At 65.6% G+C, this 18,215-nt stretch carries 16 protein-coding genes; 3 read left to right on the top strand and 13 right to left on the bottom strand.

The features are described from left to right. The first annotated feature begins 74 nt into the window (after positions 1-74). Entirely contained in the window at positions 75-2,252 is a 2,178-nt protein-coding gene (locus tag ACFVJ3_RS02770) for a cytochrome P450 (RefSeq protein ID WP_378450594.1), read from the top strand. Positions 2,253-3,405: 1,153 nt separating this feature from the next. On the opposite strand, the gene ACFVJ3_RS02765 is transcribed toward ACFVJ3_RS02770, so the two are convergent. The 9 genes from ACFVJ3_RS02765 to ACFVJ3_RS02725 all read right to left on the bottom strand — a co-directional run bounded on the left by ACFVJ3_RS02765 (position 3,406) and on the right by ACFVJ3_RS02725 (position 13,146). Then, entirely contained in the window at positions 3,406-4,641 is a 1,236-nt protein-coding gene (locus ACFVJ3_RS02765; RefSeq protein ID WP_378450593.1) for an MFS transporter, read from the bottom strand. Positions 4,642-4,648: 7 nt separating this feature from the next. Beyond that, the gene (locus ACFVJ3_RS02760) at positions 4,649-5,911 is read right to left on the bottom strand and encodes a 2-hydroxyacyl-CoA dehydratase (protein WP_378450592.1); all 1,263 of its coding nucleotides are present in this window, start codon (positions 5,909-5,911) and stop codon (positions 4,649-4,651) included. Continuing rightward, positions 5,908-7,074 (bottom strand): 2-hydroxyacyl-CoA dehydratase, encoded by a 1,167-nt coding sequence (locus ACFVJ3_RS02755; RefSeq protein ID WP_378450591.1) that lies wholly within the window; start codon positions 7,072-7,074, stop codon positions 5,908-5,910. The genes ACFVJ3_RS02760 and ACFVJ3_RS02755 overlap by 4 nt, the downstream gene beginning before the upstream one ends. Beyond that, complete coding sequence (locus ACFVJ3_RS02750; protein ID WP_378450590.1) at positions 7,071-8,309, bottom strand: CaiB/BaiF CoA transferase family protein; 1,239 nt, start codon at positions 8,307-8,309, stop codon at positions 7,071-7,073. Before ACFVJ3_RS02750 ends, ACFVJ3_RS02755 begins: the two co-directional genes overlap by 4 nt. Next, on the bottom strand, positions 8,309-9,463 hold the full coding sequence (locus ACFVJ3_RS02745; RefSeq protein ID WP_378450589.1) for a CapA family protein: 1,155 nt from the start codon (positions 9,461-9,463) through the stop codon (positions 8,309-8,311). The genes ACFVJ3_RS02750 and ACFVJ3_RS02745 overlap by 1 nt, the downstream gene beginning before the upstream one ends. Further along, complete coding sequence (locus ACFVJ3_RS02740) at positions 9,460-10,281, bottom strand: amino acid ABC transporter ATP-binding protein (protein WP_378450588.1); 822 nt, start codon at positions 10,279-10,281, stop codon at positions 9,460-9,462. The genes ACFVJ3_RS02745 and ACFVJ3_RS02740 overlap by 4 nt, the downstream gene beginning before the upstream one ends. Next, positions 10,278-11,213: an amino acid ABC transporter permease gene (locus tag ACFVJ3_RS02735; RefSeq protein WP_378450587.1), complete on the bottom strand. Its 936-nt coding sequence runs from the start codon at positions 11,211-11,213 to the stop codon at positions 10,278-10,280. Before ACFVJ3_RS02735 ends, ACFVJ3_RS02740 begins: the two co-directional genes overlap by 4 nt. Before the next feature lie 47 nt (positions 11,214-11,260). Continuing rightward, positions 11,261-12,178: a transporter substrate-binding domain-containing protein gene (locus ACFVJ3_RS02730; protein WP_378450586.1), complete on the bottom strand. Its 918-nt coding sequence runs from the start codon at positions 12,176-12,178 to the stop codon at positions 11,261-11,263. Between the two features lie 125 nt (positions 12,179-12,303). Then, positions 12,304-13,146: a PaaX family transcriptional regulator C-terminal domain-containing protein gene (locus ACFVJ3_RS02725; RefSeq protein ID WP_378450585.1), complete on the bottom strand. Its 843-nt coding sequence runs from the start codon at positions 13,144-13,146 to the stop codon at positions 12,304-12,306. 240 nt (positions 13,147-13,386) lie between these two features. Between ACFVJ3_RS02725 and ACFVJ3_RS02720 the strand changes: the two genes are divergently transcribed. After that, a complete protein-coding gene (locus ACFVJ3_RS02720; RefSeq protein WP_378450584.1) occupies positions 13,387-14,331 on the top strand; it encodes a PaaX family transcriptional regulator C-terminal domain-containing protein in 945 nt (314 codons plus the stop codon). A 39-nt stretch (positions 14,332-14,370) separates the two neighbouring features. Here ACFVJ3_RS02720 and ACFVJ3_RS02715 read toward each other — a convergent pair whose 3' ends face one another. Next, positions 14,371-14,562 (bottom strand): hypothetical protein, encoded by a 192-nt coding sequence (locus ACFVJ3_RS02715; RefSeq protein ID WP_378450583.1) that lies wholly within the window; start codon positions 14,560-14,562, stop codon positions 14,371-14,373. Positions 14,563-14,877: 315 nt separating this feature from the next. Between ACFVJ3_RS02715 and ACFVJ3_RS02710 the strand changes: the two genes are divergently transcribed. After that, positions 14,878-15,336 (top strand): hypothetical protein, encoded by a 459-nt coding sequence (locus ACFVJ3_RS02710; RefSeq protein ID WP_378450639.1) that lies wholly within the window; start codon positions 14,878-14,880, stop codon positions 15,334-15,336. A gap of 80 nt (positions 15,337-15,416) precedes the next feature. Here the strand turns inward: ACFVJ3_RS02710 and ACFVJ3_RS02705 are convergent, their stop codons facing one another. The 3 genes from ACFVJ3_RS02705 to ACFVJ3_RS02695 are packed head-to-tail and all read right to left on the bottom strand — an operon-like array spanning position 15,417 to position 18,209. Continuing rightward, entirely contained in the window at positions 15,417-16,169 is a 753-nt protein-coding gene (locus tag ACFVJ3_RS02705) for an SDR family NAD(P)-dependent oxidoreductase (protein WP_378450582.1), read from the bottom strand. Further along, on the bottom strand, positions 16,166-16,474 hold the full coding sequence (locus ACFVJ3_RS02700) for a YciI family protein (protein ID WP_378450581.1): 309 nt from the start codon (positions 16,472-16,474) through the stop codon (positions 16,166-16,168). Before ACFVJ3_RS02700 ends, ACFVJ3_RS02705 begins: the two co-directional genes overlap by 4 nt. A gap of 1 nt (position 16,475) precedes the next feature. Then, positions 16,476-18,209 carry an FAD-dependent oxidoreductase gene (locus ACFVJ3_RS02695; RefSeq protein ID WP_378450580.1) on the bottom strand — a complete coding sequence of 578 codons (1,734 nt, stop codon included), beginning with the start codon at positions 18,207-18,209 and terminating at the stop codon, positions 16,476-16,478. Positions 18,210-18,215: the final 6 nt, after the last annotated feature.

Below are 18,215 nucleotides of genomic sequence, written 5' to 3'. Positions count from 1 at the left end.
ATTGCACTTAAAAGGACGGTCACATATTGTTGTGCAAACATTTGTCCGGTCATCTACGCGAAAGAGGCCACTCGATGGCAGCAGAGACAATGTGTCACGGCGATTGGGACCCGCTCGCCGCCACCCACGAGACCGATCCCACGGCTGAGCACGCCAGACTCCGGGAACAGTGTCCGGTCGCGCATACAGACCGATTCGGCGGGTTCTGGACCCTCAGCCGATACGAGGACGTGGTCGCGGCGGCGCGGGACACCGAACTTTTCGCCAGCCGTTACAAGACCACCATTCCGGATTCGACGGGGCCCACCCGGCCTCCTCGACCGCCACTGGAATCGGATCCACCCGAGCACCGCCAGTACCGCGACCTATTGAACAAATACTTCTCCCCCCAACGTATTCGAGCCATCGAGCCGACCATTCGGCGAATTGCACGGGATCTATTGGGCTCGGCAGTTGCGGCAGGACGGGCGGAGGTCGTCGAGTCAATCGCCCATCCCCTGCCCGCGCAGGTGTTGTGCACCTTTCTCGGGATCCCCACCGCGGATGCCGCCGGAATCAAGGAGATGGCGAACGCGGTGCTGACCGCGGGCACCCAAGGAGACGCCGCTCGACACAGCCAGGCCAACGACCGGCTCTACGCCTACGTTGAGGCACTCGTGGAGCGGCGCCGACGGCAACCACTCGCCCCGGAGACCGACGTGGCCACCGGCCTTCTGATCGGCGAGATCAACGGCCGTCTGCTGAGCAATGACGAAGTGGTCGCAGTTCTGCGCCTGCTCCTTCAGGCCGGGCACGGCACTACTACGAACGGCATCGGCAGCGTGATCGCCTTCCTCGCCAGCCATCCCGAGGAGCAGCGACATCTGCGGGAGAACCGGGATGCGATCCCGACAGCCATGGAAGAGATCCTGCGCGTGTGGTCACCGGCCAGACTCCTGGCCAGGACTGCCACCCGAGATGTCGATCTCCACGGGCACACCATTCGAGCGGGCGACAAGGTAGCCCTCATGTGGTCCTCTGCGAATCGGGATGCGACGATATTCCAGGACGCCGACCGTTGCGTGATCGACCGCCGCCCGAACCGTCACGTTGCCTTCGGCAACGGTATTCATACCTGCCTGGGCGCACCGTTGGCGCGGGCCGAGTTGCGGATCGTGGTCGAGGAACTGTTTGCGTTGACCGACGAAATTGTTCTCGACGGCGAGCCGGTACAGGCCGGTTGGCCCCATATCGGCCTGTCCACCTTGCCGGTCCGGTTCACCCCGGCATCTCGTCACCGAACACTCGACTATGGGCTCGGTCTCCGTTCGGGCGAACGCATCACCGTCGTCTCGAAGGTGCGAGACGTTGCCGATCGCGTAGTGGAACTGACACTGGCTGATCCCGGCGGGAGAGCACTACCTCGGTGGGAACCTGGCGCGCACATAGAACTGCGCCTGCCCACCGGACTCGCCCGCCAGTACTCGCTGTGCGGAAACCCCGACGAGTCCGACGCATGGACCATCACCGTCCTTCGTGAGGACGACAGCCGCGGCGGTTCGGCGTTCATCCACGAGATGATCAAGGCCGGCGATTCGCTCACCGTGGCAGGCCCGACAAATCATTTTCCGCTGGTCGACGCCGATCGGTACCTGTTCGTTGCCGGAGGGATTGGGGTGACTCCCATGCTCGCCATGGCGCGGCAGGTCCTCGACCGGCGCCGTCCGTTCGAGTTCCATTACATCGGCAAGCAACGCATGTCGATGGCGTATGCCGATGTCGTCGCCGACCTCCCCGCCGCTCGCCTGCACGATTCCGCCGTGTCCGGCCGTCCCAACTTGCTTGCGCTCATTACCGCACAAGAGCCCGGTACGGTCGTATACTCTTGCGGTCCTGCATCTTTGCTTTCCGAACTCGAAGAGGCCTGTACGGCGGCCGGCCTGGAACTGCACGTGGAGTGGTTCTCCCCGAAGCCCGGCTCGAATGTTGCCGGCGACAGCGCGCTCGAATCGTTCAGGGTGCATCTGGAGCGGTCTGACGTACAGGTGACGGTGCTTCCGGGTCAGTCGATCATCGACGCGTGCGCCGAGTCGGGTGTGGTCATTCCTGGATCATGCTTCGAAGGAACATGTGGTTCCTGCGAGACTCGTGTGATTGAAGGAACACCAGATCATCGCGATTCGGTACTCGATCAGTCTCAGCGTGAGTCCGGGCAGGTGATGATGCCGTGTGTGTCCCGTTCATGCACCGAAGCTCTGACTCTCGACGCGTGACCGAGGCTGCAGGATCAGACACGTGCGCAACGACCCTGGCGATCCGACCCGGGGTCGTTGCTGGACTACATCGGCGGCGATTGCGTGGATCCCACAGAGCTCGTGATGATCTCGGCAGAAGCGTTGCCGGCAGTCTCGGCGCGACGCCGCCCGACGCGGTGATGAATGAACCGCCATCAAGGAACTGCGGACACCGGTCTCGGGTGGTGAGCGGCTGCCGTACACTGCGACGTCTACCCGACGCGACCTGCGCTTCAGTGACGCCCGAGTTGCCTTTTGCAGCTTGGAATTCCACGGGAGTCCTAGGTCCTTCTCGAGGGCGTTGACGAGTGGTGCGAACGAAGATCCGAACTCCTCCTAGCCCTCGGACGGAATCGCGGCGAACACGAGTTTGGTGGCGACTCGGCACTGCGTTGGAAGGCGGGCCCGGTCCCGCGGTCGGTCATCAGCGCCACGTCTTCAGCTATTTCCTGGTCCGCAACGTCGCCGATGTCGAACCAGTTGCTGTTCCCGTGCAGACGGCCGCGGCTGCTCCCAGAGTTCATTCCTGCGGCCTCACCCAGCGGTGCACGAGGAAATCGGAATGTCGGTGACGGTATTCCGAGCGACGTGCGTGTCGCCGGCACATCCCCTCACGGTCGCGACCGAAGCGTTCGACCTGCGGGCTCTGGGCGGTTGGTAGAGAAGAATCTGTCGACACCTACCAGCCACTCCGCGAGAGTCTCCGCGGCACGCAGCCCTCCCCCGCTCAGGCTCTCAAACTTCACACCGCCGCCATGGCGGACCGGCGCAACTTCCCCCGACCTGAACCCGAACCTGCCCACTGAGCTGCTGCCACAGGACTGGCCCGGTCATGACACCTGGAATGCCGCTCCAGCATCGATGACAGCCTCGAACCGTTGGCAGAAGAGTGTTCCGCAGCACTATCGCGGAGTTCGATCCTCGTTTGGCGCTGTTGTCCAGCCACCACACGTTCGCGCGGGTGTGCGAGTTGGTCACCCCAAGGTCGCGGTGGGCGCAATGTATTTGACGCAGACCCGTTGGTTACCAGGGCATCACATGCGGGCGAGGGAATCGCACTGATTGCCGGCCTCATGAGCCTGGTCGGCGTCGTTGGGCCCGTGCAGGTCGTCCACATCATGGACGGTCGAGGTCAGGTTCGGGCAGGACGCTTTTCCTCAGTACGGATGCCCGGACGGGTAGTGCGCGGTGCGCGCGCGAGGACCGCGCCACATACCAGACAGGCAAGCGCTCCCGCGGTCATCGCCCAGCGCGCGGAGGCACCGTCGACGATTGACCCGGCGATGATTGCCCCGATGGGCGCGACGCCGACGCTGCTCATCGTGAGCAGAGCCGAGGAACGGCCCAGCAGATGAGAGGGGCTCAGAGTCTGCACAGCATTGCCCAGCGAGCTTTGGAACGCACCCAATCCCAAACCAATCAGGGGTGAAACAACGAGGAATACAGCAACATTCGGTGATATCGCCGCACAGGCCAGTGCAACGCCGAGGACCATGATGGCGAGCGCGACCACGCGCAGACGCACCTCGGCCAGCATCGAGACGACGAGTCCACCCACGACCGCGCCGACCGCGTTGAGTGCGTGCGCGGCACCGAGCTGCGGGGCGCCGGCGTCGAGGCTGATGGTCACCATCGCCGTGACGACCACCATGAAGTTCATCGCCAGCACTGTCGCCGCGACGTTGGTCGCGAACAGTCTCCGCAGCGTCCGGTCGGCCAGCAACGTGCCGACGGCACTCCGCGCTCCGTCCGCATCGGCAGGTCGAACGGGACGCGCCACGAACCGCTTCGCGTTCATCGAACACAACGCCACGATCACGAAGCCGTAGGTCGCGGCGTTGATGCCGAAACACGTGGCCGGCCCGACCACTGCGTACGCGATGCCGGCGATGCCCGGCCCGATCGATCGGGCCGCCGACAGGGCAACGGTATTGAGCGATACCGCCGCCCCGAGTTCGCGTGCTCCGACGAGTTCGAACAGGAATGCATGGCCCGCCGTGCGGTCGAACGCCTGCACCACCCCGGAGAACGCGACGATCGCGAGCAGGACGGGAAGGTGGTCGATACCGGAACTCGCCGCAAGAGCGAGCATCGCCGCGGCGAGCGCCGACAGTGCCGCGGTGACGAACAGGATTGATCGGGGACGGAACGTGTCCGCGGCAGCACCAGCGACGGTGGACAGCAGCAGGATCGGTGCGAACTGGCATACCGTGACGAGGGCGAGTGCGCGGGCGCTCTCGGTTTCCTCGACAATCCACAGGCTCAATGCCAGGTTCTGGAACCAGACACCGGTGTTGGAGGCGATCTGGCCGGTGAAATAGAGGGCGAAGTTGCGCCGACGGAGTGGTGGCGGGACGAGGGAAGGCATCGGGGTCTCAGCCGAGGACTCTCCTCTCGAGAAAGTCGCCGATCGCGTTCTCGACTACCGTGGCCGTGTCGCCGCGCGAATCCGCGTTGCTGGCATTGATTTCGAGGACGGGAATTCCGGCTTGCTCGAGTGCCGCGGTGGTGAAGGTTCCCCCGGGCACGTCGTCGGCCACGAGGTGGACGACCGCGTCGACTCCGTGGGCGAGCGCCTCCTTCACGTACCACTGCGACGACCACGGCGGTGTGTAGAGCTGGTCGGTGAACCCGACGAACCGGGCGGCGAGGGTCCGCATCGGGTCGTCCCCGTAGCGGGGGTAGCCGTCGGCGGCGATGGCCAGGTACATCGACCATACGAAGACGGCCCCGTACTTTTCCTGGAACCGCTGGTACAGACCGAGATCGAACCAGAGACCGCGTCCGATCCACATGAGGCGGAGCTGCTCGTCCGGGCAGACGACCCGGCGATCGTGCACTGCTTGCTCGACCTCGTCGTAGAGGGCGCGCGCCGCGTCGCGGGCCCACACGCTGCCGCGGTGCCACTGCGGGATCATCACGGCCGGGATGCTGTCGTTGATCGATACTGGTGTGGGGCGGGACGACGCGATCAGGTCCCGTGTCCGCCTGTTCCACTCGGCTTGCTCGTTGACCAGGTCCATCACGGCAGCGAGGCGGTCGAGGTCGAACGTCCGCTTCGTGCGTTCGGTGAGGAATTCGACGAGTTGCCAATTCTCGTCGGTCATCAGGTCCAGACGGTCGGCGGCGTACGCCTGATCCCACCGATGCGGGACGAGGTCCCACCAGTTGTCGGGTGCAGTGGTCGCCGAAGATCGCTCGAACGCGAAGAACTCGGTTTTCGGATGCTGCGCCCACAAGTCGAACACCTTCCGGGTAGCGTCCCCACTGCTCTCGGCGATGACGAAGTCCGGTCGGGGCAGCCCACCCCAGGGTGCCTGCTCGGGCGGGAGGTTCATCGAGCCCAGTCCGATCGCGTCGTACTGGTACGAGTCGTCCGGATAGCCCAGCTCGGCGATGGTGTTCAGGCTCGCCGGGCCCAACCGTTTGGCGGCCACGACGGACGCCCACCATTGGTTGACCACGTAGGGGATCCCCATCGCGCGCAGGACCTCCTGGGGTGCGTCCGCGTTGACCAGCGCGAGCGGGGCGCCGGCCGCCACCTCGGCCCGCATCTGCGCGAACCACTCCTTCTGGTAGGCGGTGGCCGCGGTCGCCGCAGCCAGTCGCTCCGGTGAAGCAGCGTGTACTGCGCTCATCGTGCGGATACCTCGCAATCTTTCCTGCTCAGCCTTTGGAGGGCTGCCATCAGTTCCTCATCCGGCCAGGTACGAGCGCCACCGGCCACTTTCGCCGTGCGCACGGCGTCACCGAGTTCCCGGACCAGTACGGGAAAGTCCCAGTCCGGTGCGGGATCGTTGCAGCGGACGAGGGACAGAACCGCATCCGCATCGGCGCGCCGCACACCCTCGGCGCTATAGCCGGCCCGGTCGGCCAACCCCGACGTCTGCGCCATCTCCCCGCAGTACAGGCGATGCGACGCGATTGCGCTGTGGGCGCAGTCGAGGTCGTCACCTGTCGCCGGCACCGGCCACAGGTCCGCCACCGGATCACCCCAGCTGTGGTCGTCACCCACCAACCGCGCGCCCGCCGACTCGAGGGCGCTGTAGGCACGGTCGTGGTCATGTGCGCTGCCCGTGACGAACACACGCGGCCCGGCCGGAATCGGTGACGGGTCCGCGAGCAACGCCTCCGCCAGTGCGATGCACTCGGCGGGTTCCGCGGTCTGGCTGAGTGCGTACAACCGGAGCGCGTCGACACCCGACACGGTCGGAGTGTCCGATCGTCGACGTTCGCGGACCTCGACCAGTCGGCCCCCGACGCGTGCTCGGACATATTGTGCTGCAAACAGATTCGCGAGGGTGTACGACCGACCCGTCCATTGCTCGATGGTCACGGCCAGCGCTCCGATCTGACTCGTGTTGTACCTGCGCGTCGAGTCGCGGCGCAGGTGCAGGGCGTCGAGCAGCTGGACGGGCGGCACCGGACGTCCCTGCGCCGCCAGCGCGCGCAGCACGTAGAACAACCGCAGCGACGCCTGGCTGTCCCGTGACACGACCAGTCCACGCAGGAAGTCGACGTCCCCGGCGAGGATCTGGTCGAGGATCGAGTACACAGTCGCGTCGACGGCGCCCCCGAGCAGTGTGATGGCTTCGGGGCTAGGCGACCGGTCGATGCTGGACAGTCGGTATGCGAGCGCACCGCAGGACTCGAGGATTTCGGGCGGCACGTCGGATCCGACGACCCCGATCACCACGGTCCCGTCGGCCGCGGCCGTACGCGCTCGATCGAGTCGGCTGTCGTAGTGGCTGCGCAGCCGCTCCGATGCGGACGGTGTCGAAGACGCGGAGGACGTCGTCACAGCGCTTTGCTCTCGACGAGGTCGGCGATGTGCGGCTCGTCGTACCCGAGCAGATCTGCCAGGACCTGGGTCGTGTGTTCACCGAGCGCGGGCGCGGGACGGTCGAGCGTGGTGTCGCTGCCGGACATCGTGATCGGCAGTCCGCTTCCGAACAACTCGACCACGTTTCCGTAGGTCGGGTGTGTCAGAGGTACCACCTCACCGCGTTCGACGACGATGGGGTCGCGCACTGCGTCGCGGGGCGAGCGAACCTCCGCGCATGGCGCACCGTGACTTTCGAGGTCCGTGATCACCTTTGCAAGTGGCTTGTCGGCCGCCCACTGTCCGATCATCGCGTGGAGTTCGTCGGCGTTGTGGACGCGGCCGTCGCGCCGGGCGAATTTGGGATCGGTGATCAGGTCGGGGCGCCCGATCGCCGTCAGGACTCCGTGCGCGAATCCGTCTGTAGGAGCGCAGATGGCGAAGTAGCCGTCCTCCGCCTCGAAGGTGCCGAAGGGGGCGAGCCGCGGCACGAGTGCGCCGGTGCGGGTGGGCAGCCCGATCATCTCGAAGGCGTCGAAGGGTTCCGCGGCCACCATGGAGGTCAGCGCACCGAGCATCGAGACGTCGACGTGCTGTCCACGGCCGGTGCTCTCGGCCTGGATGACGGCGGAGAGGGTGCCGATGACGGCGAACAGGGGCGCGACGAGGTCGCCGATGGGCAGGCCGAAGCGGATGGGGGCGTCGCCGGGGCTGCCTGCGGTCATCATCACGCCGCTGAGCGCCTGGATGATGGTGTCCATGGCTTTGCCGGTGCCGGGGCCGCCCTGACTGCCGAACCCGCTGATGGAGGTGTAGACCAGTCTCGGGTTGGCGGCGGAGACGGCCGCGTAGTCGATTCCCAGTCGAGCGGTGACACCGGCACTGTAGTTCTCGACGACGATGTCCGCCTGCGTTGCGAGGTCGAGGAAGACCTGCTTGCCGTGAGGGTTCTTGAGGTCGAGGGTCATCGACTCCTTGTTGCGTCCCCGAGACAGCATCGACACCGACATGTCGTCCGCGCCGGTGCGTTGCACCGACAGCCCGTCCGGCGTGACGTATGGCGAATTGTTGCGCGCGGCATCCCCACCGCGCTCGGGGTTCTCGATCTTGATCACACGGGCACCGAGACCGGCGAGGAGCAGAGTCGCGTACGGCCCGGCCAGTGCGGTGGTGAGGTCGAGGACGACCTTTCCTTCGAGGGGTCGCTGAGCCATTATCGGATCCTTTGCTGTGCAGTGGGTGCGGTGACCATCACGAGGTCACCGTCGCGGCAGAAGTCGGTGTCGAAACCGGCTGCGCGGGTGATCGTCTCGATGTATTCGACGACGCCCTCGGTGCGGGAATCGTCGGCGGTGAGTGGCACCGGTCGCGCGTCGTCGTCGATCCAGCACGGAACGAGGCCGGCGGCGACCAGGCCGTCGGCGTCGAAGGTGCACGTCGCGACGGCGGTGTTGCGGCTCTCGGGGTGGAAGGGATAGGACGGCATCGCCGGATCGGGGCTGAAACCGAACATTTCCTGTCGGCGGGCGGCCCACGCGCGGCGTTCGGCGGAGTCTCCGCCGACCGGGGTGAGCGCATGGGTGACTGTGACGAAGTTGCCGAGCCCGTGGAAGATCGGCTTTCCGCGGTAGAACTCGATGCCGCGCATGATGTGGGCGTGATGCCCGATCACCAGGTCGGCGCCTGCGTCGATCGCTGCGTAGGACACCGGGGACTCGTAGTCGGCGAGGACCGCCGGGGTATGCCCGATTCCCTTGTGCAGTGCGACGACGAGGACGTCGACCTGGGGTCGCAACGCGGAGATGCCCGCCTTCATCTGGGCGAGACTGTCCGGTGCCGCGAACGTGTAGACGGTCGGTGGTCCACCCGGGGTGGCGGAGTCGAGTTCGTAGTGGGTGAGCACCTTCACGTACGCGGCACCCGCCTTCTGGGACGCCGCCCAGGACTCGCGCTGTCCGACGCAGTTGTAGCTGAGTACCCCGACGCGCAGTCCGGCCGCCTCGATGATGGCCGGTTCCCGCGCCTCGGCGAGGTTCGCTCCCCCACCCGCGGTCCGCAATCCGGCCTTGCGCGAGTAGGCGATGGTGTCGAGCACACCTTCGGTACCGACGTCGTAGAAGTGGTTCCCCGCGAGGGTGGCGACATCGAAACCCGCCTCTGCCACCGCCTCGAGCGCCTGCGGGTCTGCCGGCGGTGCCGGCACGTCGGTGCTCGCCTGCACGGTGCTGGTCGAGTGCGGCACCTCGATGTGCCCGATGGCCACGTCTGCCGACCGGAACAGGTGTGCGCTCGGCGCGAAGTAGAAGGCGGGGTCGGGCTCGTCGAGGACGAGGTCACCGACCGCCATGACGGTGCAGGTCTGGCTCACTGCGATTCCTTCACGAGTTCACGCTCACGGCTTGCTGTCAGCGACTGGGTGAATCGGCTCAGGAATCGCTGCAGGCGTTCGGTTTGCGGGCGTTCGAAGAACTCGTCGGTGGTGTTTTGCTCCACCACCTTGCCCGCGACCATGAACACGCAGCGGTCAGCGACCTGGCGAGCAAATTCCATCTCGTGGGTGACAACGATCATCGTCAGCCCGCCTCGGGCGAGATCCTTGATGACACCGAGCACTTCGTCGACCAGCTCGGGATCGAGTGCGCTGGTCGGCTCGTCGAACAGCAACACTCGCGGACGGGTGGCCACCGCCCGCGCGATCGCGACCCGCTGCTGCTGCCCGCCCGACAGTTGCCGAGGGTGGGCCTGCGCCTTGTCGGGCAGTCCGACCTTCTCGAGCAACGTCTCGGCACGGACCCGGGCGTCCTCACGCGAGAATCCGTGGACCGCGACGGCCGCCTCGGTGATGTTGCGCAGCACGGTCCAGTGCGGGAAGAGGTTGAACTGTTGGAACACCATTCCCATGCGTCGTCGTTGCTGGGCGACCTGTTCGTCGGTGAGTGGGCGCAGGGCTCCGTGCCGCTGCGCGAAACCCAGCAGTTCGCCGTCGAGGTACATGGCGCCGCCGTCGATCTTCTCGAGTTGGTCGATGCAGCGGACCAGGGTCGACTTACCGGAGCCGGAGGGGCCGAGGATCACCACGACCTCACCTTCGGCTACCTCGAGGTCCACTCCGTCGAGCGCGGTCGTGCCGTGATAGGTCTTGCGTAGGTTTGTCACCCGGACGACGGGGGTAGTTCGGTCGGTCATCGCGAGGCCCTTCCTCGAAGAAACGTGGTGCGCCAGGGGGTGGTACCGCCCTCGTCACGGCGCTGCCCCTTGCCGTACCGGCGTTCGAGTCGGCGTTGCACGAAAGTGAGCAGCGAGACGACGACCAGGTACCAGATGCAGGCCACCAGTAGCAGCGGAACCACCTGGTACGTGCGGTTGTAGATCAGCTGCACGGAGAAGAGGAGGTCGGTCATGGCGATCACCGAGACCAGGGACGTGCCTTTGAGTAGCGAGATGAACTGGTTGCCGGTCGGGGGAACGATGACGCGCATGGCCTGCGGAAGGATGATGCGAGAGAAGGTCCGCCACTGGGTGAAGCCCATGGCGCGTGCGGCGTCGCGCTGGCCGGCATCGACCGCGCCGAGCCCTGACCGGATGATCTCGGACATGTACGCGGCCTCGTGCAGGCTCAGGCCGATCAGGGCTGCGGTGAGCGGACTGATCAGTGCGGTCGACGACCACGACCCGAACGTGGGTCCGAACGGGATTCCCAGGGAAATTTCCGGCAGAAGATAGGCCAGGTTGAACCAGAAGATCAACTGCACCAGCGGCGGAATGCCGCGGAAGACGCCGACATAGGCCTGGCACACGATTCGTACGGGCCAGAAGTCACTGGCATGGCCGGCCGCGAGGGCGATGCCCAACAGCGATCCGACCGTCATGCCGACGATGGTGATGAACACCGACATCGCGAGACCCTGCAGCACCGTCGGGTAGAACAGGTAGCCCCAGACAATGTCCCAGGCGAACCGTTCGTTGGTCACCACGAAGTTGACGAATTGTGCGGCCAGAACCAGGAGGATCACCGAGATGATCCACCGGGCGGGGCGCAGGCGTGGCCGGGCCCGGGCGACGTCGGTCTCGTCGGGTCTCGGTCCGGTGTGAGGTTCCGCGGAAACTGGGGCGGTCATCGAGTTTCCCTGCTCTTCGGACATGACGGGGGCAGACAGGCGCGGGTTCATGCGGCCGGCGTGGGGTTGAGAACCGGAGCGGGAATGGCGATGTCCTCGAGCTGCCACTTCTTCACCAGCTCCTGGTACTGACCGTCCTCGAACAACAACTTGAACGCCTCGTAGAAGACCGGCCCGAGCTCGTTGGTCTTCGGCGCCAGGAGAACGAGCTGGTCGGCGAGTGCGCCCTGCTCCTCGGTCTGAGCGACGGTACGCCAGGTGTTCGGTTGTGCTGCGGCGGTATCGATCGCGCCGCTCTGTGTCAGTGCCGCCGAATCGGCCCGGCCGGATTGCACCGCCAGCAGCGTCGCGTTGGTGTCGGCAAGACCGACGAATTCCACCCCCGGCTGCCGCTTGGCAGCGCACCAATCGGACAGCTTGTGGACCTGTTCCTCGGTGATGGATCCGACGACCCCTGCGGACCGGGTTCCGCAGAGCGCGTCGGCGTTCTCGGCATCGATGCCCCCATTCATCGGGATGAGGTAGGAGGTGCGGCTGGTCAGCCACTGGACACCGTCGAATTGTGCGAGCCGGTCCGGTGTCGCCTTCACAGGGCCGTTGAAGGCGTCATACCGGCCGGCGAGCATCCCGGACAGCATGGCGGGAAGACCGCTGGTGATCTCCGTCCGGACGGGAATTCCCAGCACTCCCGACAGCGCCTGCTGGACGTCGGGGTCCATCCCGGTGACTGTCTTGCCGTCCGGTCCGACGGTCCGGTACGGCGGGTGCGAGTCGCCGGCGAAGACGATTTCGCCCTTGTTCTTGATCGATTGCGGCAGTTGGTCGTACAGGACGCCGGCGTTGGCGCCCGGTCCCGACAGCTTCTCGGTGTCGGCGGTCTTCTGATCGATCGACGTACAACCGGCCAGCGCCAGCACCGACAACGCGGCGGCAGCGCAGAAGGTCTTCGAACGAGTGAGCCTCATTGGTCCCTCACTTGATGGTCGAGAGGCCCCGAGACCCAACAGTCCCTGAAGCCGAAAAGTGATGCGTGCAACAGGGATGAAGTTAGTTCAATACTAGACTTCCGTCAATAATCTGACGAAAGTTCTCACACCGCGATGTTTGCGGTCCGCAGATCGAGGCGTTCTCCGGCCTCCACCCGGGCTACCGGGTCGAGCTGGTCGTGCAACGCACGGAACAGACGCTGCGCCGGCGCCGCGGGCCAGTCCGTGGGCAGGTGCGCGAGCGGCAACCGCGGGTCCTGACGAATCACCTCGAGCCACTCGGTGACCAGCAGCAACTGTGTGGCCAGCGCGCCGTCCACACGACTGCCCGGATCGTCCCACCGGTTGAGGAACTGCGCATAGCGATCCGCGATTCCTGCTATGTCCCATGCGTCACGCAGCATCGCGGGCACATCCATTCCGGACTCGGCGCGGCTGTAGAACACGCGCACCTTGTCGCCACCCTCGACCCCGTCGAGAACGTCGGTGACGTCACGCGTGGAAGGCGAAATCCACAGCCCCCCTTGAAGGAAGCCAAACCCTGCCCATTGCAGGCGCGCCCGAAGCTCGTGGCGCTGCTTCTGCCAGGAATCGGGGAAACTGAAGCTGAGGAGGGTCCATGTTCCGTCCCAATCATTTCCGACGGCCCCGGTGCGCCAGATCCGGATGTGACCGTCCTGCAGGATCACTTCCGCGCGCGAGGTGAGTCCGACATACGTGCGCCGTCCGTGGCGATGCTTTGTCAGGAGACCGCGTTTGACCATCCGGTCGAGCGCGGAGCGGGTGGCATGTTCGCCGACGCCCACTGAGGACAGGACATCGAGGACGCTCGACGTACCGACGAGGACGTCGCGGCCGAGCACGTAGCGGCCGAGGACCGTCAGCAGGACGCTCTGCGCCTTCACTCCAGCGGCAGAGTCATCATGCAGATTCGTTGCGCTCGTCATTGAAATGACAATACTCCGCATCGCCACGGAAAGTCATCACGGCGCGCGGAAGAACGCCATGCGCTCCACCCATCGGGCTCATGGGTTGGGTCAATCCCACCAAGCGGTAGCTGTGCGGTCGACTCCTTCTTCTCGATGTGCGACAAACCATACACCGAACGGACATTGTTTTGCATTCCTTTTCTCCAGGCCGTTATTGCGCTGACCGGAGTCCCTGAAGCCCACCGCTACTCTGTGACAGTGAGTGACAGCTCTACGCGGCCGCAGTACCAGAATTCCCAGCGACTCCTGACCGCCCTGCTCGGCGACTACTGGTTCTGGCGCCGCGAGCCGCTGCCGTCGCGCGTGTTGGTCGACCTGCTCGCCGAATTCGGGCTGGCCGAACCTGCTGCTCGCGCCGCGATCCGCCGACTTGCCGCTCGCGACCTCGTCACCGTCTCGAAAGTCGGCCGGACCACCTTCTACGGCGTCCCACCCAAGACCGAGGATCTGGCGATGCGTCGGCTCACCCGCATCTTCCGGTTCGGTTCGGGTGACCGCGCGTGGGACGGCCTCTGGACCTTCGTCATGTTCTCGGTGCCGGAGGAACAGCGTGAGCTCCGACGCATCCTCCGCACACGGCTGCGAACCCTCGGCCTCGGCCCCCTCTACGACGGTGTCTGGGTGTCACCGTGGGACCTCACCGAGGAGGCGTGCACTTCCCTGGCAGCCGTCGGCGTCGAGCGTGCGACCGTCAGTCGCGCCCGGATCACCGAGTGCGACACCCTGGACGGAAACCCCGTGACCGCGTGGGATCTCCCCGACCTCGCGCGCGAATACACCAGCTTCGTCGAGGACGCCACGCAGTTGCGCGCGCGTATCGCGGAGCACCGGACCACCCCCGCCGACGCATTGATCATCAGAACGAAGGTGATGGCGCGGTGGCGAAGCTTCCTCGACATCGATCCCGATCTACCGGCCGAAGTGCTTCCCGGTCCGTGGCCGCGGGACGAGGCTCGGCGCAACTTCGTAGACATCTACGACAAGCTCGGTCCCCTGGCTGAGACACGGATGCGGGAGATCGTCAAGCGACATGCGCCGGAACTCGCCGATCTTGCTGTGCACCGCACGAGTACCAATTTGCAGCGTGGCGCGCGGATCGCTGAACGGACGAATGGCGAAGATTCGCACCGACGTATCCAGTGATGCCGGTACTGAGCGAAGGAGTGTCGGCTCTGCGCTCCCTCACAGACGCCGACGACGAGACGTGGAGGCAAGATCAGGGTGATGCCACGCCTCATCCTGTGGGCTGACACGGGTACCTGGAGAAACAATCTCGTCGATGAGGTTGAGGAGTTCTTCCGGCACGGTCAGATCGGCGGCGCGGATGTAGCCGTGCAGTTGCTCACATAAAAATGCACCGGGTACGACAACCACCAGCCGAACAGGCCGGTACACACCAAGCCCGCCCCGAGCCCGAGAGCCGTTCCGACCAGTATCAGTGTCCGCACAAGATCAACTTTCGCGATCACCAGCTGTTCCGTTACCGCGGCCTACCCGTCCGGACGTCGCCCGGTGCCGTCTCATCAGGCCTTTTCCTCGCCATGTGCATGAACCCGTAGGTCGAAGCAATCGATCGCCATCTGCAGAGCAAGATCGGCTTGTCGGGATGTCGATAGATCGCGTCACCGAATGTCGGTGCACAGAAACCAAGCCGTTGCACACCCTCATATGTCGAACGATGATGGAACCGTGATCATCGAACGCAGCTCGGTCGTCGGCGCACCGATCGGAGAGGTGTGGGCGAGGGTCGTCGATCCGGAGGGAATCAACGACGAAATGCGTCCGTGGATGACGATGAGCATCCCGCGGGGTCGGGAGTCGATCACCATCGACTCCGTTCCGGTCGGTGAACCGCTCGGGCGGGCGTGGCTGCGGCTGTTCGGGCTCGTCCCGTTCGACTACGACGATCTGACCATCGCCGAACTCGAACCGTGCCGGCGGTTCCACGAGAAGTCGACGATGCTCAGCATGCGCCGGTGGGAGCACGAACGCACGCTCAGGCCCTTCGACGACGGGAGCACCGGCGTCCACGACCGGATCACGTTCGAGCCGCGGCTCCCGCTGGTGCCGCTGACGCCGGTGCTCGCCCGCGTCCTCGGCGCGTTCTTCGCGCACCGGCATCGCCGGCTGGTGCGGCACTTCGGCTGACGGCACTCGCCCAATGTCACACCGGTACAGTCAGACTGAACCAGTGCGACATTGGGCGCGGCGAAGCGAGGAAAGACAGCTCAGTGCGCCGTGTACCCACCGTCGACGACGAGTTCGGTGCCGGTGGTGAAGCCGGACTCGTCCGAGGCGAGGTAGAGCACCCCGTAGGCGATCTCGTCGGGTTCCCCCTGCCGCGGGAGGGGGTTGCCCGACACGAGCTGGCGGTAATACTCCTCCGGTCCGATCGCGCTGCCCTCGGCCGACCGTTGACTCATCGCCGTCCGCATCGACCCGGGGTGGATCGAGTTGACGCGAATTCCGTGCGGCCCGTAGGTGACGGCGTCCGCCTTGCTGAGCAGCCGCACAGCACCTTTCGACGCGTGGTACAGCGGGACGTTGGAGCCTCCGGTCAGCCCGTGGATCGACGAGAAGTTCACGATGCTGCCCTTCTTCCGGCCGATCATGTGGGGCACGACGTGCTTGGTCGTCAACCAGACACCCTTGACGTTGACGTCGAAGATCTGGTCGAACTCGGCGACCGACGCCTCGTGCGACGGCGCGGGCCGCCCGATGATGCCGGCGCAGTTGACCAGGATGTCGGGAACACCCACGGTCTCCACCACTGCCGCGACGGCCTCGGCGACGCTGGTCTCGTCGGTGACGTCGACCGCGAACGACGTGATCGCCGTCGAATCCCACGGCGCATCCGGCACTTTGAGGTCGAGGGCCGCGACCAGCGCCCCCTCTTGTGCGAGCATCCGCGCGGTCGCGCCGCCCAGGTCACCGTTCGCCCCCGTGACGACGGCGACCTTCCCTGCCACTCGACCCGTCATGACCTACCTCCCACTGCTGCGACCGCCCACGGGCCGATCATCGGAATCCATTCGGTGATGTCGTGCGACGCGACGAACCCGCGCGTCAGGAACGGGTCGCCCTCGACGACGTCGACGACGTCCTGCCTGTCCGCGGCCTCGTAGATCATCGCCGCGCCGGGTGCTTCTCCTGCCGCGAACGGTCCGGACCCGAGGATCAGTCCGCGGTCGGCGGCGGCCTGCAGGTGGCTTTTGTGTTCGGGACGGTGCTGGTCCCGGCCGGCCGTGTCGCCGGTGTATGTGTAGCGGACGAGGAAGAACGGCACGTCAGACCTCTTCCAGGACGGTCGGCTCGACGGATTCGCTGCGCAGCGACGCAAGGATCTCGGCGTCCCGGCCGATGGTGTACCCGAAGACGAGGGCGGGCCCGATGTTGGCGCCGTAGCCCGGGTAGCCGCCGCCGAAGATGCTGACGGCCGCGGAACCGGCGGCGAAGAGACCGGGGATCGGCTGGTTGTCGTCGTCGAGTACCTGGCTGTGCCGGTCGACGGCGAGGCCGGAGTAGGCGCCGAGGTCGCCCATCTCGATCTTCGCGGCGTAGTACGGTCCCTTGTCGAGCGGCTCGAGGTTCGGGTTGGGCTGGTGTTCCATGTCGCCCTTGAAGTGGTGGAACCAGTTGGACCCACGATTGAACTTCGGGTCCTCCCCCTTGGCGGCTCCCGCGTTGAACTCGGACAGGGTCTTCTTCAGCCCGGCGGCGTCGACACCGATCCTGCGGGCGAGTTCGTCGACCGTGTCGGCCTTGTGGAGGAATCCGGTCTTCTTGAAGTATCCCTGCGGAATCGGCCACGGCTTGGCGTAGCCGATTCCATACTTGTTCATGGCTTTCGAGTCGGCGATGATGTAGCCGAAGGTCTCGTCCTGGCCGGCGTTCTCCTGAATCATCGCCATGCCGAAGTCGTGGTACGAGCTCGACTCGTTGGCGAATCGTTCGCCCTTGCGGTTCACGGCGATCAATCCGGGGAGCCCGAACGCCCGCAAGTGCGGGAAGATCCGCTGCTGCCCGCGCAGACCGGTGAACACCGTCACGGGGGCCCACGCGGCCGGCTCGTGGACGTCCGTGTCGACGTGCCCGCCGAGCGGCGAGGCCAGGCGCACGTTGTCGCCGTCGTGCCCGACCGTGGGAGTGAAGTGGTTGTCGCCGTGCGGATCATGACCCCAGTACTCGGCTCGCAGTGCCGGATCCGAGGAGTAGCCGCCGGCCGCGATGACGACACCGAGCCGCGCCTCCACCGTTCCCGCGTGCACACCCCCGAGTACCGCCCCGGTGACGATGCCGTTCTCCGACTGCAGAATCTTCGTCACCGGCGTCTCGGTCCACATCCTGATGCCGAGTTTCGCGGCGGACGACACCATCCGAACCATCAGCGAATTGCCGTTGGTCCGGTCGAACGATCGGCGGCAAAGCACCGTCTCGACCCACGTCTTGAGGAGCTTCTTCGACACGTAAGCAAACGATTTCAACGACTGGTTGGCGTGGAGGAACTGCGCGATGTCGGGTCCGACCTCCGGCATGTAACCGAACACGGTGTAGGTGTCGAGGTAGGGGCGCAACCGCAACCGGTTCTCGCCGAGGGTGCGGGCGTCGACGACCTTGCCCGAGATCGCGCGTCCCGACGGCTTCGCGCCCGGCGCGTCCATCTGGTAGTCCGGAGCCATTTCCGGGTAGACGAATTCGACGTCGGTGTCGCGCTCGAGCCAGTCGATGGCCTCGGGCACCTCGTCGAGGAACGTGTCGACCATCTCGGCCTTGTAGCAGTCCTTGGCGAGTGCGCGGATGTAGGTTTCGATCTCCTGACGGGTGTCACCCTGCGCAAGGCCCTGCTTGTTGCCCGGCACCCACGCCCAGCCGCCCGAGATCGCGGTGGTGCCGCCGAGCCACTGCGACTTCTCGGCGACGATGACGCTGTGCCCCTCGCTCGCCGCCTTGAGTGCCGCGGCCATGCCTGCGGCCCCGGATCCGATGACCAACAGGTCGCATTTGACAGTTTTCGAGCTCATGCTTGG

This window comes from Rhodococcus sp. NPDC127593 (assembly GCF_042671975.1).
GTDB lineage: Bacteria > Actinomycetota > Actinomycetes > Mycobacteriales > Mycobacteriaceae > Rhodococcus_F.
The sequence above is the reverse complement of the archived record's forward strand: the minus strand, read 5'-3'. Positions and strand labels throughout refer to the sequence as shown.